Source organism: Chlamydia avium 10DC88 (assembly GCF_000583875.1).
Taxonomy (GTDB): Bacteria; Chlamydiota; Chlamydiia; order Chlamydiales; family Chlamydiaceae; genus Chlamydia; species Chlamydia avium.
The window spans coordinates 169,650-190,397 of the sequence record NZ_CP006571.1 but is presented as its reverse complement, the minus strand read 5'-3'; the positions used below and the strand labels follow the sequence as shown (position 1 = coordinate 190,397).

Genomic DNA, 20,748 nt, shown 5'->3' with positions numbered 1-20,748 from the left:
AAACCAAGTAGGATCCCTAAGAAACCATAGGCTCTGTCTAATCATGTTTCCAATATCATGCAGGCATAAAATTAATTTGCAAATGACCAACAAAATGATGAACGGGGTTAAAATACCACTGTAAAATCCTATTAGAATCTACAGGTTGGGATAATGTAAGATCTTTTTGAAATACTCGGTCTGCTTGTTCAGCTACCTGAGGACAACGAATAATTACAATGCTTTCATAATCAAAAAGATCACTTTTTTTCCCAAAATTATAGCTTCCAATTACAAAAATGCTGTTGTCAATAATCATGCATTTTTTATGCAGTTCGGTATCAGGAACTGAAAATTCACTCACTGAGAAAGCTATATTCGGTTGTTGATTGAAAATATGTTTTTTCCATAAAGCGGGACGTTCTCCGTAACATAAGAAAAAATAGTTCATACGATTACCCCAAGCATATACGGATGTCAGGGCAGGACTATTTTCATCGCAACCATTTGTAATAATTTCTGTGGGTACTTTCCGTTGGAAACATGCTGATTGCAAACTATCCATAATTTCATCTTTAGGAATGAAATACATATTAGCAATTTTTATTGATGTTTCTGCTTGATTTATTAAATCTACATAAGCTTCGGTAATTTCATTCTTAGACTCATCTGGGCCAGAAATAACCATACTAATGTTACTCAAATCTGTATGAATCAAATCCATGCTCTCTTCAATTTCTGGGCAGTAGCTTCCTTTTGCTTGATCCCAAGTTAATTCGGGGAAAGGCAAATCACGAAAAGCATCGAGATACTTATTCAACCAGTGATTATCAGCAAAAAAACTCCAGAGAGAATAGTGAGCATAAAACTCTTTTCGAAGCGCTATGCCAAGTGTCTCTGAAACTATGGTTATATCCTGATCTCGGAGAGCTAGCGGACGTTTGACTCCGCCAACAACCAGGCGTGGAGAATCTGCATGTTCTGGGACTATATCCCCAGGAGTACACATAAAATCTTCAAAATTAGTCCCCCCAATAAAAATATATTTTCCATCCACTATGGAAAACTTCATATGCATCTCTATAACATTAGGAGATAACATGCTTGATCCAGGCGCACATCCGGTGAATACATAGGAAAACCTGTCAGGCCAGCGCGTTTTCATATCTATAAGCAGCTGCTTATCTTGATCGTCAATAACTGTAGGTTGAATAATCATAGATGAACGGAGAGTAGGAACTTCAGACATACGCGCGTCTAAATGTAGTATAACCTCCTTTAGAATCTCTCCCCCCGCCATACAGGGGCAAAATTCAAAATAGTACTGAGCACTATCTACAGCAGCTAATAATTTTTGGTATACTTCAATACTATTATCATGGACAATGATCCCTGCCTTATCATTAGAATCAGGGAAAGCTATCGTGATAGCGAAACTGTGTTTCATTGAGAAGGAACAGAAAAGAATAGTAAGAAAACTCCACCAATACTTCATAAGTACTCACAAGAAAATATCTGAATAAATTTTTCTTTAATTTCCTTTCTTGCCATAACTAAATCCTCAGAAGGAGCAGAAATACCTAGGGGGAAAAACGCGCAACGGTTAATTTCAGAAACAATAGGATCCGCGACTTCGGGCAAAAGGAATTTATAGTAAAAATCCGTAGTACTTCCGGAAAGAAATATAGAACCTTGATGCAAAAAACCCTGCTTTACCGTGCGCTGAGCAGCTCCACCAATTTTTCTATTTCCCATTAAAACATCATATTTTGAAACCTTAGCCATACAACAATTGGATTCTATAGAGTGATGAGAATCCTCATCACTAGAGAGGGTTCCTTCTATTCGGAAAATTTTATTTAACACCTTTAAAACTAAGGAATTCACGCTGCGGTAATTCTCTAGAATACTGTTGCGATGCATAGGATGTTCTGAAGAAACAAGTAGGGAAAAAGCATAGTCCCCGTGATGAAACAAAAATCCACCTCCTGTAGGACGTGAAGCAGCGTCCATTCCTAGTTCTTCCCTATTGCTCACTAGAAACTTTTCTGGACGTATGAAAACACCATAAGTAAGAGGATAAACACCCTCCCATTCATAAAGATGAAGAATTGCTTCACCCTTTTTCAAGTTAGCAAGAAGCTCTTTATCCCTATCCATATGGCTACTTGCACTTGCTTTTCCAGAATCTATGATACGGATTCTTTCTACCATAATAAAAGAGGTTATTGAAAAGATAAGAAGGGGAATTTTATTAAATTTTCATTTAAATCACAAAGATTTTATTAAAAATTAAAAACAATAAATTAATTCAAACTTGCAAACCAGAAATAGATCTAGTTAGAACAAAGCAATTAATACAGATTCAAGATAAGTAATAATAAGAACTGCTGCCTACTCTTTCTCAAGGTTCTAAAATATTGATTACAAAAATGCTCTATCTAGCAGATAGATTTTTAATAATTTCACTAGGTCCTTATAGAACTTTAATCCATACTATCGAAAAGTTGCATCATTATTTTAAATTTCGTATATGCTTAAGGAAAGTTCTACCGAATCTTTCAGGTTTCTATGTTTGAGAAGTTTACTAATAGGGCAAAGCAAGTTATTAAACTGGCTAAAAAAGAAGCTCAAAGACTAAATCATAACTATCTAGGTACTGAGCATATACTCTTAGGTCTACTCAAACTAGGTCAAGGCGTTGCTGTTAATGTATTACGTAATCTTGGTATTGATTTCGACACAGCCAGACAAGAAGTTGAAAGATTAATCGGCTATGGTCCTGAAATTCAAGTTTATGGAGACCCTGCTTTAACAGGAAGAGTAAAAAAATCTTTTGAATCAGCAAATGAAGAAGCTAGTATTTTAGAACATAATTACGTAGGGACTGAACACCTGTTACTGGGCATTTTAAATCAATCGGACGGTGTGGCTTTACAAGTTTTAGAAAATTTACATGTTGATCCTCGTGAAGTCCGCAAGGAAATTCTTAAAGAGCTTGAAACATTTAATTTACAACTCCCCCCTTCTTCGTCTTCTCATTCTCGTAATAGTTCTTCTTCTTCAAAATCTTCTTCCTTAGGTCATACTTTAAATAGCGATAGAAGTGATAAACTATCTGCTCTTAAAGCCTATGGCTATGATCTAACAGAAATGTTTAAAGAGTCCCGTTTAGATCCTGTCATCGGTAGATCTGCAGAAGTCGAAAGATTAATTTTAATCCTTTGTCGTCGTAGAAAGAATAATCCTGTGCTCATCGGTGAAGCTGGGGTAGGGAAAACGGCTATTGTTGAAGGGTTGGCTCAAAAAATTGTTTCTAACGAAGTCCCCGACGCTTTACGTAAAAAACGACTGATTACCCTGGACCTAGCATTAATGATTGCGGGGACAAAATATCGTGGACAGTTCGAAGAACGTATCAAAGCTGTTATGGATGAGGTACGTAAACATGGTAATATTCTTTTATTCATTGATGAATTACACACGATAGTAGGAGCTGGAGCAGCTGAGGGGGCTATTGATGCCTCGAATATCTTAAAACCCGCATTAGCTCGTGGAGAAATCCAATGTATTGGTGCTACAACTATTGATGAGTATCGCAAACATATTGAAAAAGATGCTGCTTTAGAACGTAGATTCCAAAAAATTATCGTCCATCCCCCTAGTGTAGAAGAAACTGTAGAAATCCTACGTGGATTAAAGAAAAAGTATGAAGAACATCACAACGTATCTATTACAGAAGAAGCATTAAGGGCTGCAGCTACATTGTCAGATCAATATGTACATGGACGTTTTCTCCCAGATAAAGCAATTGACTTACTGGATGAAGCAGGGGCTCGTGTACGCGTCAATACTATGGGACAACCCACAGAACTGATGAAATTAGAAGCTGAAATTGAAAGTACAAAACAAGCTAAAGAGCAAGCAATCGGCACTCAGGAATATGAAAAAGCAGCAGGTCTAAGAGACGAAGAGAAAAAGCTTCGTGAACGCCTTGCCAATATGAAACAAGAATGGGAAAATCATAAAGAAGAACATCAAATTCCCGTAGATGAAGAAGCTGTGGCTCAAGTTGTTTCTTTACAAACAGGAATTCCTTCCGCAAGACTGACGGAAGCTGAAAGTAATAAGTTATTGAAACTCGAAGACACTCTTCGCAAAAAAGTTATTGGCCAAGATCAGGCAGTGACAAGCATTTGTCGCGCCATTCGCCGCTCTCGCACAGGAATTAAAGATCCTAATCGGCCTACGGGATCGTTTTTATTTCTTGGTCCCACGGGGGTAGGGAAAACATTATTAGCTCAACAAATTGCCATTGAAATGTTTGGCGGTGAAGATGCTTTAATTCAAGTAGATATGTCCGAATATATGGAGAAATTTGCTGCCACCAAAATGATGGGGTCTCCTCCTGGATATGTTGGACATGAAGAAGGAGGACATCTTACAGAACAAGTACGACGTCGTCCTTACTGTGTAGTTCTATTTGATGAGATTGAAAAAGCTCATCCGGACATTATGGATTTAATGTTGCAAATCTTAGAGCAAGGGCGTCTTACCGATTCCTTTGGTCGTAAAGTTGACTTCCGTCATGCCATTATCATCATGACTTCGAATTTAGGGGCCGATTTAATTAAAAAAAGTGGAGAAATTGGTTTCGGCTTACGATCTAATTTCGATTATAAAATCATGCAGGAGAAAATCGAATCTGCTGTAAAGAAACATTTAAAACCAGAGTTTATTAATCGTTTAGACGAAAGTGTGATTTTCCGTCCCTTGGAAAAAGATGCACTGTCTGAAATTATTCATTTAGAAATTAATAAATTAGATTCCCGGTTAAAAAATTACCAAATGGCGCTCAATATTCCTGATTCTGTGATTTCTTTCTTAGTAACAAAAGGACATTCGCCAGAAATGGGTGCTCGTCCCTTACGTCGTGTTATTGAACAGTACCTTGAAGATCCCCTTGCTGAGTTACTACTTAAAGAATCTTGTCGTCAGGAAGTAAGAAAATTACGTGCTCATCTAATAGAGGATCGTGTCACTTTTGAACGCGATGAAGAATATTCTGAAACCACAGGAGAAGCTCCAGTAATTACCACATCAAGTGAGGGAGCATAGGGACTTCAATCACTCCCCCTCCTAGACATGTTTCTCCCTTATAAAAGGCAATTGTTTGCCCCGGTGTGATTGCTTTTATAGGAGAGTGGAATTTTACGTGTGCTTTTCCTTCACTTGTAAGAGAAACTATGCATTCTTCATCATTGCTACGGTAGCGTACTTTTGCGCTGCATTTCATGACTGAATCAGGAGATGTTAACCAATTAATTTCTCTAACTGTAAGTTCTGTTTTATATAATAAGGGATGGTCTTCTCCACAAACGGTATACACGATGTTTTTCTCCATGTCCTTTCCCACAACATAGCAAGGTTTTGATGCTCCTCCTAAATTTAGTCCATGGCGCTGCCCTACAGTGTAGTAATGGGCTCCTGCATGTTTCCCTATCACATTTTTAGAATCATAATCGATAATCTCTCCTGGTAAGTTGGGAACAAATTTTTCAAGAAAACTTTTAAAAGGCCGTTTCCCTATAAAGCAAATACCTGTGCTATCTTTTTTTTCCGCAGTAGCAAGACCTGCTTGTTTAGCAATGGTGCGCACCTGAATTTTTGTCATGTCGCCTAATGGGAAAAGTACATTGGTTAAACATTCTCTTCGTATACCACTAAGAAAATAACTTTGATCTTTTTGAGGATCTTTCCCCCGTAATAACTGCGGACCTTCTGTATCTACTCTGAGACGACAATAGTGTCCTGTAGCAAGATAGTCTCCACCAAGTTCTCGAACTTTTTTATGTAATAAATCAAATTTAATTTCGCGATTGCATAATATATCGGGATTAGGAGTATATCCTTGAGAGTATTCTTTGAGAAAACGCGAAAATACTCGATCTCGGTATTCTTTAGCAAAAGATACTGTGTAGTAGGGAATGTCTAACTGTTCAGCGACGCGTTCTACATCTTCATAATCCTTAGCGGCAGAACACAAACCATTACTATCCTCTTCTTCCCAATTCTTCATATAAATTCCTATAAGATGATAAGAAGTATGTTTCTTGAGAAGATAGGCAACTGTGGAAGAATCTACACCTCCAGACATAGCAATAATAACTACTTTATTCATAATCAACTATAAATAATACAATACCGAAACACTCTATATTAAATATTGAATAAAATGAATATTTTCTTTAGTTTTGTTAGTTTTATAATTTGAAGGAATTATGTGACACGCCACTTCTCTACTCTGTCTCCTGATCTTCTCTCATTACCAAGCCAATGTTCTCTTTTATTCAATGTAAATAGAGATGATACCGCAATACAGACTAAAGTTAATGTACTTATTAAACAAAGTTCTTTTGCCTATATTCTAACCATTATCATTTTAGTAGGGATTATGATAGGCGGCGCGACATTATTAATTTTAGGATATATTGGTTCTGATCTTCCCGAAATAATAAGTGGAATTTTGCTTATGATTTTTTCTTTTATATGTATTTGTCTACTGATTAGCATGATACATCTGTTAAAATGTCTTCCTTCTAAAGTCCATGAAACAATTACGCAATTAAAAAGCAAAACCTCTTCGCTATCCTCTTTTCAATTACTTCAGAAAGCTTATTCTCAATTAATATCTACGATCATAAGAAATGAGATATACATAGAAGAATTAAAACAAAAAGAACAGTTCCTAACAACACGTTTAAACAAATGGCAAGAACTTACACATGCTTCTCACCCTTATATGATGAAATCTCTTCCTTAACTTAAGTAGGCTCTATGATACTATCCTCATCGTTATCTTCACTTTCTTCTTACTTGTGTTCTACTTTAAATCCTTCACAACAGAGACTTACAGAACAAAAAAACGTAATCCTTCTCCTTCCCTGGGATACTTATCGAGCTAATTTAATTTTTTATAATACGGTATGCTTGATCTTAACAATTCTCACATGTTTGGGTATGACCACTTTGATGAGCTATGCTGTATTGTATAACCACTGGTCACTATTTGGAATCAGTTTGGGAGTTATTATTCTTTTAATTGCTATAGCTATTATTCTGAACTTTCCTTTGAAAAATAAGATACTTGGATCCCAATTAACAAATGAAATTTCCCAAGATATTCTAGAGTCTGGCAAGCACTCTATAGATCAATTTCGCTCTACTTTTACAAATATACGGAAAAATTTTATTCCTAAAATGCAGGCTTGGTATAACCACTTAATACAAGATGCTCAAATACACATTACAGCTAAAGAAAAACAAATTCATGAGTTGTCGCACACTTTAGACACTATGGTAGAAGAGAAACGTAAGGAATATGCTCTAGCTAAAGAAACACATCCCCTTTCTCCTCAAACAGAAGCATTGGGTAAACTTATCCAATCTTGGGAACAATTTGAGAGTACGAATTAATTCTTATTAAGATATGTCTTCTTTGTTCCCTTCCTGCATTATCTTTATCAAAGTAAACTGCAAATTTCTTAAGACATTTAAACTAGAATAAGTAGAAGATCGTACATAATGCCAAAGACTTATCAATTCATCAGATCCTTGTCCTGCTCTTAATTTGAAATCTTTAGCTTTCTGGAATTTCTCTGATGTTTCCTGTATTGCTTGTTTAATAATTCCTATTTCTTTTCTTAAAGTAACAAGCTCGTCTGCAATTCCTTCTGTTAATAAAAGTTGATCACTTTTTCCCAACTTAATATCTTCTGTCCAGAATCTCTCCAATTGACGAGATCCTTTAGGATGCCAAGAATCGCCAAAATTCTGTTCTTCGGGGGAAAGGACTGAATAATTACTTAAGGATATTTGTTCTTCACGATCTTTTCTACGCCTTTCTTGTGCAAAATGTTCTCCCATGGCAATGAGTTCATCAAATCCTTCCGATGTTTCTTCTGGTGTTTGTTCTCCTGTCTCTCCTGTACTTTCTGATACCCGACTTACTGCTTGTTCCAACACAAAAGCTCGCCTAGCATAACCTTTACTCATAAATTTCAATTTAAATTCCATCTCTTGAAGATGTTCTTGAAGATAGGTAAGTTTAGTCTCTAAATAATAAAATTTTTTATAAATCGGCTCAGATAACTCTGCAATTCTGATTTCTGAGGATAACATCTTTACTAATAACTGTAAGAGAGCGTCTTGATATTTTGTCATATCTTTTAGCAACTTGAAATCTACTGATTCCATTAAATCAAGACATAACTTCTGTTTATTTATTTTTGTTCTTTTAAGGATTTCGCGTAGTCCATAGGATAAGCCTATAACAGCCATGCTGATACCAAGAGTTGCGGCAACAAGTAAAGGTAAAGCAAGAATGCTTCCAGGAATGAGTGCGGCTATTAAAGCAATACAAGCGATTCCTCCGATAGCTAGGCCCACAGTAATTCCTTTATGGATTTTTTCCATGATTTTACTTAAGCCTTTAAATCTTAAAGAAAATGCACCCCCTGCCTTCGGTAATTTGTCAGCAATATCCATTCCTATGTTGACTAGCAAAGCATTTTTGATTCTATAGTGTGGAGACGCCTCCTTGCTGTCTACTATGATTTCATATCGATGTGCCTCTTGGCGTTTCTTCAATAGATCAACACACGTGCGATAATTTTCAGAAATTCTCTCTATTCCTTCCGCGATTTCTTGTCCTTCTTTCCCTGAATTCTGGAATATCTCTTGAGCACGATTACTTATTTGTAAATTCAATTCTTGGAATTTTTTCACCATAGCATTATAGGAATCTAGAGATCCTGGATCTTTATCATCTCTAGAGATAACTTCCTCAGAATGAGAGGAAGAAATATATAGTTGGTCACGTTTCTCCTTCCGAGAGAGTTCCTTTATGTTACGGGCTAATGCATGTACGGAAGAAAATAGAAGAGCCCCCCCTATACCCATTAAGACTCCTGCTACAGGCAATGCTACAGGCGATGCTATACAGACAACTACTGCTGCAAACACTGCAAGTAATCCGAGTACAATGGCTGTAATTTGCAGAAGACGAGCAACTCGTGGGTGCTGATCGGAAAAAGATTTACCTACATCAACACTAAATAAACTTAGAGGGGTATTCTGTACAGGTTTCATATTTAAATAAGAAAATAATTAATTATCTTATTTAAATAATAAACTATCTAAATTTTTATTTTTAAAAATAAACAGGAAATAAACAGAATAGTTATAAAACAAAAGAAAATAACTTATTCGGGTTCTTACTCTTAAAAAATCTAAGGCACGCCAAAATAAGAACTAAGAGGTCGACGTGCTCCCTGACTGCGTCGTAGAATCTGCTGATGCATTGCAAATAATGATTGCACCAACAATGATTGCAATTACAGTAACTACTAAGGTACATACAGACATGCTGGTATTGGCACGACGTTTCGAAACACAAGAAGCACAGGGCCAATCAGTTTCTTCAGAATCACATTGGTACTGTTTAGCTTCTAGATAACTATTGACGTTCGTATTCCTAGCTGAAGAAACCTCTTGGAAATAATTATCTGCTGTTGGTTGTTTCTCTGTTTGTTTAGAATCATTTTTTTCTGAAGGTTCTCCAGCAGCAACTTGAGAGACTTTCAGTTTTTCACTACGAGCTTCCGCAGATGAACGACGTGAATTCGCTGTTTTCTGGGTACGTATATGAGAATTCACCGATGCATTACGCTTTACTTTAACAGCGGCAGCTTTTTCCATATCATAACGCAATGTAGAAGTAACACTACCCCCACGAGGGATTTGATTTTCCTTTAAACGTTCTTTTAGAGCACTGCGAGAAGATTTTCTTTTTGAAATCCTTTGTTCTCTAGCAAGTTCCTGTAAAAGTCTTTCTCTTTCCTCTTGGGAAATTTTACTAATATCGACACTTGCTACAGTGTCTAAGCAATTGCAAGTATCTACTTGAGGTTGATCTTTTGGCAGAGATTTTTTTTTCTGTTTAACAAGGATAGATTTTAGAAATGAAGCATCTTTTGTTGCTTGTGTTTCTTTTACACGAGACCGCGAAGTCATTTGAAAGTTTCGAAAATCTAGACTTTTTTTCGGTGATAATCGATTAACTCGTTCTCGTGTTTTCTTTATATTTTTTATACGAGGCCTCTCTGTTTTTACAGATTCCTTGCATTGTTTATCTTCAGTATTGCTTTCCTGAATCGATGTAGATTTTTGTTTTGAAAATCTGAACCGTGAAGATTTCCTCTCTGAAGAGTTCTTCTCTTTTTTAGTATCTACACTCTTTGCTTTACTATATAACTTACATATAGGTTGCGCAGATTCAGGAACTATAGAACTAACTTTAGCAGGGACTGTAAGACTAGCATGGCTTACAGTGTGAGTAAAAGTTAATAAAATAGAAAGCATTGCAAGTTGCGAAACACGCTTAGAGCTCATCATGCTGCTACTATCTCCTAGATCAGCCTATGAGATCACCATAACAACAATAGGACTTTTTTCACAACTTGGACTTACAAATCTTTTATAGAGATTGATTATTAATGAATTTGTGATTCCCAACTCTTAATATAAGCCAAAAGATGATCTTTATCCGGATAATTTTTTAGGAAACTTCGAGCTTCCATAGACATGGCTAAATGCACAATTTTATTAACTAAATTTAAATGACTTTTATCTTGAGAAGCAAAAAGGAAAAAAAGGACATGAACGGGCCTATTATCAAGGGCTCCGAAATCAATACCCTCAGAAAGAAACATAGGAACTACTATGTCATAATAAGAATTGATTAGAAAATCTTTTGTATGAGGTAGAGCTATACCCTCTCCAATACCTGTGGACATGAGATTTTCTCTATAGATGAGCATATCGAAAAGAACATTCGCATCTAAATTAAATTTCTCTGCAATATAAGAGGAGGCATAACGTAAAGCTTCTTTCTTATTCTTTACGGAAATGTCACGAATTACTCCTCCTCGATAAATCGCCTTATAGAGGCTATATTTTAGAGAAAGATCACGAAATTCCGGATTCAATTGGTCTCTTTCACATCCTATAAAAGCAGGATTATTCAGAATCCAATCTTCAATTTCTTCTCGATTAAATCGATGCTCATTATTCATGCTGTAGTTAGGTATGGAGCCTTCGTCCAGCCAACGGCGCACAGTATTTTCAGAAACATCTAATAAAGAAGCAAGTTCCTCTAATTTTAAATCCATAATTCTATATTCCTAAAAATACGTTCATGACTTCTTCTATTGTTTGTACTTGTAGTAGCTTTTGACGTCGGGCCTCGTCTTTCAGAGAAAGAGTGAGGGCTGAAAGCAACTGTAAATACTCTGATTGTGCATTATCAGGTCCCCCAATTAAAAATACTAGACGCACTAAAGCACCATCGATAGCGTCCCAAAGAATTCCCTGAGAGTGAATTCCAATGACGATAAAAAAACTGGAACAACTATTTAACTTTCCATGAGGTATGGCAATACCCATGCCAATACCTGTGGACATGATATTTTCACGGGCGACTAAAGCTTGGAAAAATTCTTCTTTACTTTCAAGAAAACCCGCGGAATTTGCAAGATCGGTAAGATCCCGAAGGATTTCATCACGCGAATTTTTGTTCAAAAACATAACCAATTTGGGAGAGAGGAGGGAAAATAAAGAAAAATTGGATTTATGCTTACAATAGCAAGGCATGTTACTTTTCTCCAGTATGCCCAAAACCTCTATTTCCCCGAGATGTCTGTGCTAATTCCTCGGTTGAATCCACAGCTATAAATTTGGCTTGAACAATGGGAGAAACGACTGCCTGGGCGATTCGCATTTTAGGTTCAATAACAAACATGCTCTCCCCCATATTTATTAGTATTATACAAATTTCCCCTCGATAATCAGAATCAATAGTTCCTGGTGAATTTATGACCGTAACACCATATTTCAGGGCTAATCCGCTTCTAGGACGTATTTGCACTTCATAACCTGAAGGAATTTGCATTTTTATCCCTGTAGGAACCAATGTACGTTGGCCTGGGAGCAAAGCAATAGGCTCACTAATATTTGCTCGAAGATCTGCTCCTGAAGCACCTTCAGTTGCATATTCAGGGAGATCAACTCCAGATTCTAATTCACAAAATATAGCCATAAAAACAGCCGTTGTTACATAAGTAACAGTTATGATGTTTTATTCACTGTCATCTGTCAATAAAAAATTTCTTTTAAGAATGTAGAACAAGTTCCAAGAATTTTATTCTTGGCTAACAGTGTATTCTTGGCAAGAAAAGTAATCAAGTAAACTCTGCACAGTACTTTTTAATTGTTTTCTTTCGACTACTTTATCAATCATCCCGTGCTCTAAAAGAAATTCTGACTTCTGAGCACCTTCTGGAAGGTCTTCACCAATTACTTGGGCCACAACTCGAGGACCTGCAAAGCAAATAAGAGCCTTGGGTTCTGCAATAATCACATCACCTAAAGAAGCAAAGGATGCTGTGACGCCACCAGATGTTGGATTAGTTAATATAGAAATATATGGCAGCCCTGCTTCATGAAATTTAGCTAGTGCAGCAGATGTTTTAGCCATTTGCATGAGTGAAAACACAGACTCTTGCATGCGAGCTCCACCTGAAGCGCAAACGATAATTACTGGCAATTGTGATATAATTGCCCTTTCTATGAGGCGTGTGAGTTTTTCTCCCACGACTGCTCCCATGGAGCCTGCCATAAAATTAAAGTCCATAACTCCCAAGGCTACGGGATGGTCTCCTATCGTACAAAGACCAACTAAAACTCCCTCACTCTCTGTATTATCCTTACGAGCTTTAGCTAGGCGACTTTGGTAAGTTGCTGTGTCAACAAACTTTAGTGGGTCTTGAGATTTTAAATTGGTATATAGTGGGCGCCAAGAATCTTTATCAGCAAGCAACTGAATTCTTTCAGTTGCAGTGATACGATAGTGGTACGAACACTTAGGACAACAATTAAAGTTTTGTCCTAACTCATTTGCATGAATCATCTCATGACAATGAGTACACTTTAACCACCCACTGAAGCCATCTGCCTTAATTTTTTGCACTTTAATCTTAGGTTTGTCGTAAGAAAATAAACGCACACACCACCTAATCCAATTTTTCTAAAGAAATAATTTTAAATTAAAGCTATTAACTATACAATTAAAATCACTTTTTTAATTAGTCATATCAGAAAATCTTTCTTCAATATATCCCCAATTAATTATTTGAGGAATTGCTTTTAAATAATCTAATCTAACATTTTTATATTGGAGATAGTAAGCATGCTCCCAAACATCTACTCCCAACAGAGGAATCTTTCCTGTCGTTGCCTCTAGAGGATCTTGGTTCACTGTTGCATGTAACATAAGTTCTTGTTTTTTGGGACAAAAAGCTAACCATGCCCAGCCAGATCCTTGAATAGGAGACGCAAATTCAATAAAATTTTTTAAAAAATTGTCAAAAGTCCCCCAAAATCTTTCAATAAGCTTGAGCAATTCATGTTTAGGAGGGATTCCTCCGCCCCTACCCACAGGAGCTAACATTTCCCAAAACAAGGAGTGGTTAATATGTCCTCCTCCATTAAAACGTAATGTGGGTTCAAGAGAAATTATACGAGTAAGGTCTTGTTGCTGATTAGCAAGATCTAATTTTTTCAATCCATCATTCAGATTATTGATATAACCTTGATGATGTTTCTGATGATGTAAAAGCATAATTTCTTCACTAAGCACCGGCTCTAAAGCGGCATAGTCATAGGGAAGCTTGGGTAAAGTGTAGGGGAGAGTCATGGGAAAGTCCTTCGTATTTATCTTGAATTTTCACAAATATGCTTAAGAAATTATTTCATTCTTCTATAAGCAACCTGTCACCACGCGCTTAAAATAACGAAATGCTGAAGGCTCAATCAGATTTGTAAGGTTAGTGTAGATACCTTGGAAATATTCTCTCAAGAAAATTTATTTAAAATCCTATAGCAGTAAACTTTTCTTGAAATTCTGTTATAAATCCTTCAAGAATCTGCAAGCTCTCCTGTTCCCTGTGTTCTTTCAATTTCCTATTATTTTCAACAGTAGGATAGCGGTTTACAATTTCAAAATAAAATTTAACCTTAGATTCTGTACCGGAGGGGCGAATGATTATTCTCCCTCCATTTTCATAGTAATAACAAAACATTGATGTCTTGGGAAGAGTAAGGTCATAGGTGGTATGGGATGTGAAATCCTTGCCTACTCCCTGATAATAATTTTCAAATTTCTGAACTCGATTGTTATTTAAAGAGATGGTTGACGGATGGTATTCTACAAGTTCTTTCATCCTAGACAGTATTTCTTCCTCATGTTGACTCAAAGAAACAGCAATAGTCCTATTCATAAAATACCCGTGAGCTTCGTATAAATCGAGGATAGCATCTCGCAATGTTTTCCCTTGTAATTTACACTGTAGTGCTGCTTCTGCAACCAATGCAGCGGAGCTCACGGCATCTTTATCCTCTACATGCGTCCCATATAAATAACCGTATGATTCTTCAGCTCCAAAAATATAGTGAGACTTGTTGTTTCTCCATGACTCAATTTTTTCTCCTATATACTTAAATCCTGTAGCAACATTAACAAGACTTCCCCCGTAAGAATTTGTTATCGTTGTTAGCATTTCTGTAGTTACTAAACTTTTAACTACCTTACTTTCTTCGTCTAGAGGAGAACGAGAAGACAATGCTCTTAAAATGTGATCAGCAAGAAGACACGCGATTTGATTCCCATTAAATATGTAGGCTTCATTATTATCCAAGCAAACAACACCTAAACGATCGGCATCAGGATCTGACGCTATAAAGATATCATCCTTATTTTCAAGCATTTGCTGAATTCCTAGCTCCAAAGCCTCGGGATCCTCAGGATTAGGAAGACGAACTGTGGGGAAACTACCGTCAGGAACTGCTTGTTGTTCCACAAGTTGTACTTGACTAAACCCCCAATCTTTCAGAACCTTTGGTATAAGACTGACTCCTGTGCCGTGTAGTGGAGAATAACTAATATGTATAGCAGTCCCTGAGAAACGATTGTCCTGAGGATACAGGGAAAATGTTTTCACAACCTCTCTATAACGGTTCTCGTATTCTTCTCCTATGCTATGAACATAGTCATTATTTAGAGAATCTGTAATTTCTACCCGATTTACATAAACTAATTCTTCAATAATTTCCTTGTCTAAGGGAGGAAGGACTTGTCCTCCTGAAGCCATGTATACTTTGTACCCATTATATTCTGGAGGATTATGGGAAGCAGTAATCATGACTCCTGCTAATGCTCTCTCTTCTCTAACAGTAAAAGAAACTAAAGATAGGGGCTCAGGATCTTGAAACAACAATGCGTGAATGTGATTTGCTGCTAATACTCTTGCTGTTTCTTGAGCAAATTCCAGAGAATTCTTTCGTGTATCATATCCAATCACTACGTATATAGGATCCCCGGGATGAGGATTATGTCTTTTTAATACTTGGGCCAATCCCTGGGTAGTACGTCTAACCGTAAAAACGTTCATTCTATTTGTCCCTAACCCCATGGGACTACGCAATCCTCCTGTACCAAAAACAAGAGTCCTGCCGAACAACTCATCAAGAGATTGAGGATTCTTTTCCAAAAGGTAACGAATTTCTTCTTGATCTTTGTGATTGCAATCCTCAGATAACCAGGCAAGGATGTTTTTTACCGTTATGGGGTTATGGAGAGTTTTTATTTTCTCTTCTAAGTCTTTCATTAAGATTCCTAAAACATACTTCCTGATATTCAATTGTCATAGCATAAAAATATCTCTAGGAAAACAATTTCGTTCAATCATCTGGAGAAAACAAATTTTTAATAAACAGGATTCCCGGAAGAAGAAAAAATAAAAAGAAGTGCAGATCCTTGCAATTGTTCGGAATATTGTTCGGGATAAGTCCCTATAAAAAATACTCCTTGACCACATACGTCTCCAGATAGACAAAGTAATAATTGGCAATCCTCTGTACTTTTTGGAAGTTGTTCCCCAGGAAATACCCAAAAATCTTCTACTAAAGATACTTTAGGACGATGAATAAGTTCTGCTGCAAAATCAGCTAAACGTCGTTTCCTTACTAAAGTAGAAACCTCAGGGATGGAACGAAAGACGTTTTTCCTCCACCGTGGATTCTGCGTATCCTTCGCAACCGTTTTTAGAAAATTTTTTAATTTCACTTCTAACGCGCAACAATCTTTAGAGGGAACGAGAGCTTCAAACACTATGCTACCTTGACGTTGAAAGTGGCGCAAGTGTTCTAAATGTAGAACAGACTTCATATTCACTTATTTATGAGAACGTAAATAAAAAGTACTATAGACTTTAACCCCCTTTTCCTCATATAAAAAAACTCCAACAACCTATCTGCACTTGAGGCTTTGGCTGAACCCTATGAATCTACCTATTGATATCAAACAAATTGAATCAAAACTAAGATTTACATTTACCCAGCCAAAACTATTGATTACTGCACTAACCCATCCTTCCTATAGAAACGAGTCACCAGAAACTATTGAAGATAGCGAACGTCTAGAATTCTTGGGGGATGCGGTGCTGTGCCTAATTGTAACTGAGCACTTATTTCTACTCTTTCCCTCTCTAGATGAAGGCACTCTATCAACAGTACGATCTGCTTTAATTAATTCTCACTCGTGTTGCCAATATACTGATGCCTTAGGATTGGGTGATCACCTTCTCATTGGAAAAGGAGAAAGAATCCAAAACACACGAGGGAGGACCTCAACGCACGCAAATCTATTTGAAGCCATCTTAGGTGCAGTATATCTTGATGGAGGTTTAGGGCCTGCGAGAAAAATTGTTGTTCCTCTGTTACCTGAAAAAAAGGATATCCTTCCTCTTATGCTGGGCAATCCTAAAAATCGTCTGCAACAACTGACTCAGAAACATCTGCGTACCTTACCTCTATACCAGTGTTCTTCTTCTCAAGATCCTCCGGGATATCATGCTTATGTCATCGTCAATAATGAGGTCTGGGGAGAAGGCTTCGCATTATCTAAAAAGGAAGCTGAAAAACTTGCAGCACAACAAGCATTAGAAACTCATGAGCACAAAAATAAAAATACAATGGACATGTAATACTTGTGGAACGCACACACCTAAATGGTTAGGACAGTGCCCAGGATGTTTACAATGGAATACTTTAAACGAAGAGAAAGTATCTCATTCTCAAAGAAAAAGAACACAGCCTCAAACTACTGCGATCTCTTTAAATCATGTAGAACTACGTGAAGAAGAACGTCTTCCTATAGGAGAGCCTGGCTGGGATCGCCTGTTAGGAGGAGGTGCTGTTCGTGGGAGTCTCTCCTTGCTGGGAGGAGATCCAGGAATTGGGAAATCTACACTTCTATTACAGATATCAGCAAAATTTGCTCGTCGTGGTTACAAGGTATTGTATGTGTGTGGAGAGGAATCCATAACACAGACATCTTTACGTGCACGCCGTTTAGGGATTTCTGATACTAATATCTATCTTTTTTCAGAAACGAACTTTGATGATATTAAACATCAAATCTCTTCCATTCAACCGGATATATTAATTGTTGATTCTATACAAATTATATTGCATCCGGGTATACATGCCTCTCCTGGATCTGTAGTTCAAGTTCGTGAAATTACTACAGAACTTATGCACATTGCCAAGCAATTACAAATTACGACTTTCGTTATTGGTCATGTCACAAAATCTGGAGAAATTGCTGGACCTAAAGTTTTAGAACATCTTGTGGATACTGTGCTCTATTTTGAAGGAAATTCCCATGCGAACTATCGTATGGTACGTTCTGTAAAAAATCGTTTTGGTCCTACAAATGAGCTTCTAATTTTATCCATGCATACAGAGGGACTAAAAGAAGTGAGCAATCCTTCTGGTCTATTCTTACAGGAGAAGATTACAGAAACGTCCGGTTCAGTAATTATTCCTATTGTGGAAGGATCAGAGACCTTCCTGATTGAAATGCAAGCTTTAGCATCTCCTTCTCCTTTTGCTAATCCTTTAAGGAAAACCTCTGGTTTTGATGCGAATCGTTTTCTTCTTCTCCTAGCAGTTTTAGAAAAACGCGCTAAAATCAAATGTCATACAGCAGATGTATTTCTTTCTATAGCGGGAGGATTAAAAATTACAGAACCTGCTGCTGACTTAGGAGCTGCTTTAGCGGTAGTTTCTTCTTTATATAACCGTCTAGCTCCTAAAAATGCTACTTTTATAGGAGAAATCGGTTTGGGAGGTGAAATCCGCCATGTTGCCCATTTAGAGAGACGTTTAAAAGAAAGTAAACTTATGGGATTTGAACTCGCTATTCTTCCTGAAGGACAAATTTCCAGTCTTTCTTCAGAAATTAAAGAACAATTAGGTATTCGAGGAGTGAAAACAATTCAAGATGCTATCCGCTTGCTATACTGATCCCTTTTTATCGGACTTCTGTTTAGGGAGACGTCCCCTACGTCTTGCGTCTAGGAAATCTGCACTAGCTAAAGCTCAGGTACATGAGTGTGTCTACCTACTACGCTCGTGGTATCCCCGATTATGGATTCAAGACTACACTACGGATACCCAGGGGGATAAGGATAAAAATACTCCTCTTCATCGTGTAGAAAACTCTAATTTCTTTACTGATGCTGTAGATGATCTCGTGATTCGTGGTATTTGTCATCTTGGTATTCATTCTGCAAAAGACCTTCCCTTTCCTTCAACATTACCCGTCGTCGCTATTACACGTAGCCTAGACCCTGCGGATATGTTGGTGTATAGAAAGGAATATTTAAAAACACCCTTTCCTAAATATCCCAAACTAGGAAGCTCTTCCTTACGTCGTAATGAAATATTAAAAACATTATTCCCACAGGGAAAAATCCTAGATATCCGCGGTACCATAGAGGAGAGACTACACCAACTGGAATCGGGAAAATACGATGCCATTATTGTTGCTAAAGCAGCGCTGATACGTCTCCATCTGACTCTTCCGCACGCTGAAGAACTTCCTCCTCCCTACCATCCTCTTCAAGGTTGTTTAGGCATCACGGCATCAAAAAACATTGCTTCTTGGAAAAAATTTCTCTCATATATTCATTCTCCTAATCAAATATTCTCTTCAACATTTTAATTTTCTTCTATCTCCAATATCTGGGATACCCTGAATCCACTACTAATACTTTTGAATCTAAGAAAATTGGGTAGTGGTACTCATATTCTTCTTGTAATTTGTAGATGCAGAGATTAAAAAAGGGGACAATTTCCAAGACTTTGTATTATAGTAAACTTAGAAAAAGCTTTCTTAACCATTGAGTTTATGAGTATAAATTTGAGATCCCCGGTCTAGGAATCCTGAAAAAAGACTGGAATCTCAAATAAAGTGTCATGCGAGTACATTTTCAAGGTATCCTATGTCATCGTCCACTTATCAAGTTTCCTCTAGAAAGTACCGACCTCAAACTTTTTCTGACATCCTTGGACAAGACTCTGTAGTTACAGTATTAAAAAATGCTCTCCAATTTCATCGTGTAGCTCATGCGTATTTATTTTCAGGAATTCGAGGAACAGGGAAAACCACAATAGCAAGAATTTTTGCCAAAGCTCTGAACTGTGTTTCGCCTACAGAAAATTACGAGCCTTGTAATTCCTGTTGCCAATGCCAAGAAATATCTTCCGGAACCTCCCTAGATGTATTAGAAATCGATGGAGCTTCCCATCGAGGAATTGAAGATATCCGCCAAATTAATGAAACTGTGCTGTTTGCTCCTGCTAAATCACAATATAAGATTTATATTATTGATGAAGTGCACATGCTCACTAAAGAGGCTTTTAACTCTCTATTAAAAACTTTAGAAGAGCCTCCTCGTCATGTTAAATTTTTCCTTGCTACCACGGAAACACACAAGGTTCCAGGAACCATTTTAAGTCGCTGTCAAAAAATGCAATTAAAAAGGATCCCTGAGGCAATTATTGTGGATAAGCTTGCTTCTATAGCACAAGAAACTCATATCAAGGCTTCTCGAGAATCCTTCATTCCTATCGCGAGATCTGCTCAAGGTAGCTTGCGTGATGCAGAATCTCTTTATGATTACATTATTAGCTTATTTCCTCAGGAACTTTTGCCTTCAGCAGTAGCAGATGCCTTAGGATTACTACCCCAAGATACCCTCACTGCCCTAACGGAAGCGATCCGCACTAAAAATTATACTCAAGCCCTACTTCCGATAACTACGGCAATCAACTCTGGAGTTTCCCCCATTACCTTTCTACATGATCTGACGATGTTTTATCGTGACCTCCTATTACATAAAGAAGATAGTGATTCTCCTCTAATGAAGCTAAGTCAACACTATTCCTATGAATGCCTTCTAGAAATTATTGACTTTCTAGGTGAATCAGCGAAGTATTTACAACATACAATTTTTGAAAAAACTTTCTTAGAAACTGTAATTATTCATCTCATTCGGATATATCAGCGTCCTTCTCTTGAAAATCTATTTTCACAATTAAAAGCAGAAATATCTCCTAAGTTGTCTCTAACTCCTTCTGTTCAACCTCAAATACCTATACAATCAAACACACATTATGAAGAGCAGAATTTTCTATCCCCACCTTTACCCAAAAAAGAAACTCCATCTTCAGTAGGAGGAGCTGCTATAGATACATTATTACAATTTGCTGTTGTGGAATTTTCTGGAATTTTAACTAAGGAGTAAA

At 37.1% G+C, this 20,748-nt stretch carries 18 protein-coding genes and 1 pseudogene; 7 read left to right on the top strand and 12 right to left on the bottom strand.

What is annotated here, in order from left to right; genetic code table 11:
- Window positions 1-55 precede the first annotated feature (55 nt).
- Window positions 56-1,474, bottom strand: a complete 1,419-nt coding sequence (locus RT28_RS00770; protein WP_020356050.1) for a phospholipase D-like domain-containing protein — start codon at window positions 1,472-1,474, stop codon at window positions 56-58.
- The gene (locus RT28_RS00765; protein ID WP_420834636.1) at window positions 1,471-2,139 is read right to left on the bottom strand and encodes a lipoyl protein ligase domain-containing protein; all 669 of its coding nucleotides are present in this window, start codon (window positions 2,137-2,139) and stop codon (window positions 1,471-1,473) included. Before RT28_RS00765 ends, RT28_RS00770 begins: the two co-directional genes overlap by 4 nt.
- A gap of 411 nt (window positions 2,140-2,550) precedes the next feature.
- Between RT28_RS00765 and RT28_RS00760 the strand changes: the two genes are divergently transcribed.
- The gene (locus RT28_RS00760; RefSeq protein WP_020356048.1) at window positions 2,551-5,097 is read left to right on the top strand and encodes an ATP-dependent Clp protease ATP-binding subunit; all 2,547 of its coding nucleotides are present in this window, start codon (window positions 2,551-2,553) and stop codon (window positions 5,095-5,097) included.
- On the opposite strand, the gene mnmA is transcribed toward RT28_RS00760, so the two are convergent.
- Window positions 5,072-6,160 (bottom strand): tRNA 2-thiouridine(34) synthase MnmA, encoded by a 1,089-nt coding sequence (mnmA, locus tag RT28_RS00755; protein WP_020356046.1) that lies wholly within the window; start codon window positions 6,158-6,160, stop codon window positions 5,072-5,074. The genes RT28_RS00760 and mnmA overlap by 26 nt on opposite strands.
- A gap of 102 nt (window positions 6,161-6,262) precedes the next feature.
- On the opposite strand from mnmA, the gene RT28_RS00750 reads away from it, so the two are divergent.
- Both RT28_RS00750 and RT28_RS00745 read left to right on the top strand, forming a co-directional pair.
- Window positions 6,263-6,802 carry a hypothetical protein gene (locus RT28_RS00750; protein WP_038500177.1) on the top strand — a complete coding sequence of 180 codons (540 nt, stop codon included), beginning with the start codon at window positions 6,263-6,265 and terminating at the stop codon, window positions 6,800-6,802.
- A 14-nt stretch (window positions 6,803-6,816) separates the two neighbouring features.
- Complete coding sequence (locus RT28_RS00745; protein WP_038500174.1) at window positions 6,817-7,455, top strand: hypothetical protein; 639 nt, start codon at window positions 6,817-6,819, stop codon at window positions 7,453-7,455.
- Between the two features lie 6 nt (window positions 7,456-7,461).
- Here the strand turns inward: RT28_RS00745 and RT28_RS00740 are convergent, their stop codons facing one another.
- The 9 genes and pseudogenes from RT28_RS00740 to RT28_RS00700 form a co-directional block, all read right to left on the bottom strand.
- On the bottom strand, window positions 7,462-9,129 hold the full coding sequence (locus RT28_RS00740) for a hypothetical protein (RefSeq protein WP_038500171.1): 1,668 nt from the start codon (window positions 9,127-9,129) through the stop codon (window positions 7,462-7,464).
- 162 nt (window positions 9,130-9,291) lie between these two features.
- On the bottom strand, window positions 9,292-10,434 hold the full coding sequence (locus RT28_RS00735; RefSeq protein WP_038500168.1) for a hypothetical protein: 1,143 nt from the start codon (window positions 10,432-10,434) through the stop codon (window positions 9,292-9,294).
- Window positions 10,435-10,532: 98 nt separating this feature from the next.
- Window positions 10,533-11,210: a PTS sugar transporter subunit IIA gene (locus tag RT28_RS00730; RefSeq protein ID WP_038500165.1), complete on the bottom strand. Its 678-nt coding sequence runs from the start codon at window positions 11,208-11,210 to the stop codon at window positions 10,533-10,535.
- Window positions 11,211-11,214: 4 nt separating this feature from the next.
- Entirely contained in the window at window positions 11,215-11,691 is a 477-nt protein-coding gene (locus RT28_RS00725; protein WP_038500161.1) for a PTS sugar transporter subunit IIA, read from the bottom strand.
- Between the two features lies 1 nt (window position 11,692).
- Window positions 11,693-12,136 (bottom strand): dUTP diphosphatase, encoded by a 444-nt coding sequence (gene dut / locus RT28_RS00720; RefSeq protein ID WP_020356039.1) that lies wholly within the window; start codon window positions 12,134-12,136, stop codon window positions 11,693-11,695.
- A 39-nt stretch (window positions 12,137-12,175) separates the two neighbouring features.
- A pseudogene (gene accD, locus RT28_RS00715) lies at window positions 12,176-13,102 on the bottom strand (acetyl-CoA carboxylase, carboxyltransferase subunit beta).
- A 75-nt stretch (window positions 13,103-13,177) separates the two neighbouring features.
- The gene (locus RT28_RS00710; protein ID WP_020356037.1) at window positions 13,178-13,792 is read right to left on the bottom strand and encodes a superoxide dismutase; all 615 of its coding nucleotides are present in this window, start codon (window positions 13,790-13,792) and stop codon (window positions 13,178-13,180) included.
- A 172-nt stretch (window positions 13,793-13,964) separates the two neighbouring features.
- On the bottom strand, window positions 13,965-15,761 hold the full coding sequence (locus RT28_RS00705; protein ID WP_038500158.1) for a phospho-sugar mutase: 1,797 nt from the start codon (window positions 15,759-15,761) through the stop codon (window positions 13,965-13,967).
- A gap of 98 nt (window positions 15,762-15,859) precedes the next feature.
- Window positions 15,860-16,321, bottom strand: a complete 462-nt coding sequence (locus RT28_RS00700; RefSeq protein ID WP_038500157.1) for a DUF5070 domain-containing protein — start codon at window positions 16,319-16,321, stop codon at window positions 15,860-15,862.
- Window positions 16,322-16,433: 112 nt separating this feature from the next.
- Here RT28_RS00700 and rnc point away from each other — a divergent pair, with 112 nt between their 5' ends.
- From rnc to dnaX, 4 genes are all read left to right on the top strand, one after another.
- Window positions 16,434-17,138: a ribonuclease III gene (gene rnc / locus RT28_RS00695; protein WP_038500156.1), complete on the top strand. Its 705-nt coding sequence runs from the start codon at window positions 16,434-16,436 to the stop codon at window positions 17,136-17,138.
- Window positions 17,104-18,462 carry a DNA repair protein RadA gene (gene radA, locus RT28_RS00690; RefSeq protein ID WP_020356033.1) on the top strand — a complete coding sequence of 453 codons (1,359 nt, stop codon included), beginning with the start codon at window positions 17,104-17,106 and terminating at the stop codon, window positions 18,460-18,462. The genes rnc and radA overlap by 35 nt, the downstream gene beginning before the upstream one ends.
- Window positions 18,440-19,162 carry a hydroxymethylbilane synthase gene (locus RT28_RS00685; RefSeq protein ID WP_038500153.1) on the top strand — a complete coding sequence of 241 codons (723 nt, stop codon included), beginning with the start codon at window positions 18,440-18,442 and terminating at the stop codon, window positions 19,160-19,162. Before radA ends, RT28_RS00685 begins: the two co-directional genes overlap by 23 nt.
- Window positions 19,163-19,442: 280 nt before the next feature.
- Entirely contained in the window at window positions 19,443-20,747 is a 1,305-nt protein-coding gene (dnaX, locus tag RT28_RS00680) for a DNA polymerase III subunit gamma/tau (protein ID WP_038500150.1), read from the top strand.
- Window position 20,748 lies beyond the last annotated feature (1 nt).

Coding starts and splice junctions, on each gene's coding strand:
- RT28_RS00770 (WP_020356050.1), bottom strand. CDS start 1,474: ATGAAGTATTGGTGGAGTTTTCTTACTATTCTTTTCTGTTCCTTCTCA.
- RT28_RS00765 (WP_420834636.1), bottom strand. CDS start 2,139: ATGGATAGGGATAAAGAGCTTCTTGCTAACTTGAAAAAGGGTGAAGCA.
- RT28_RS00760 (WP_020356048.1), top strand. CDS start 2,551: ATGTTTGAGAAGTTTACTAATAGGGCAAAGCAAGTTATTAAACTGGCT.
- mnmA (WP_020356046.1), bottom strand. CDS start 6,160: ATGAATAAAGTAGTTATTATTGCTATGTCTGGAGGTGTAGATTCTTCC.
- RT28_RS00745 (WP_038500174.1), top strand. CDS start 6,817: ATGATACTATCCTCATCGTTATCTTCACTTTCTTCTTACTTGTGTTCT.
- RT28_RS00740 (WP_038500171.1), bottom strand. CDS start 9,129: ATGAAACCTGTACAGAATACCCCTCTAAGTTTATTTAGTGTTGATGTA.
- RT28_RS00735 (WP_038500168.1), bottom strand. CDS start 10,434: ATGATGAGCTCTAAGCGTGTTTCGCAACTTGCAATGCTTTCTATTTTA.
- RT28_RS00730 (WP_038500165.1), bottom strand. CDS start 11,210: ATGGATTTAAAATTAGAGGAACTTGCTTCTTTATTAGATGTTTCTGAA.
- RT28_RS00725 (WP_038500161.1), bottom strand. CDS start 11,691: ATGCCTTGCTATTGTAAGCATAAATCCAATTTTTCTTTATTTTCCCTC.
- dut (WP_020356039.1), bottom strand. CDS start 12,136: ATGGCTATATTTTGTGAATTAGAATCTGGAGTTGATCTCCCTGAATAT.
- RT28_RS00710 (WP_020356037.1), bottom strand. CDS start 13,792: ATGACTCTCCCCTACACTTTACCCAAGCTTCCCTATGACTATGCCGCT.
- RT28_RS00705 (WP_038500158.1), bottom strand. CDS start 15,761: ATGAAAGACTTAGAAGAGAAAATAAAAACTCTCCATAACCCCATAACG.
- RT28_RS00700 (WP_038500157.1), bottom strand. CDS start 16,321: ATGAAGTCTGTTCTACATTTAGAACACTTGCGCCACTTTCAACGTCAA.
- rnc (WP_038500156.1), top strand. CDS start 16,434: ATGAATCTACCTATTGATATCAAACAAATTGAATCAAAACTAAGATTT.
- radA (WP_020356033.1), top strand. CDS start 17,104: ATGAGCACAAAAATAAAAATACAATGGACATGTAATACTTGTGGAACG.
- RT28_RS00685 (WP_038500153.1), top strand. CDS start 18,440: ATGCTATCCGCTTGCTATACTGATCCCTTTTTATCGGACTTCTGTTTA.
- dnaX (WP_038500150.1), top strand. CDS start 19,443: ATGTCATCGTCCACTTATCAAGTTTCCTCTAGAAAGTACCGACCTCAA.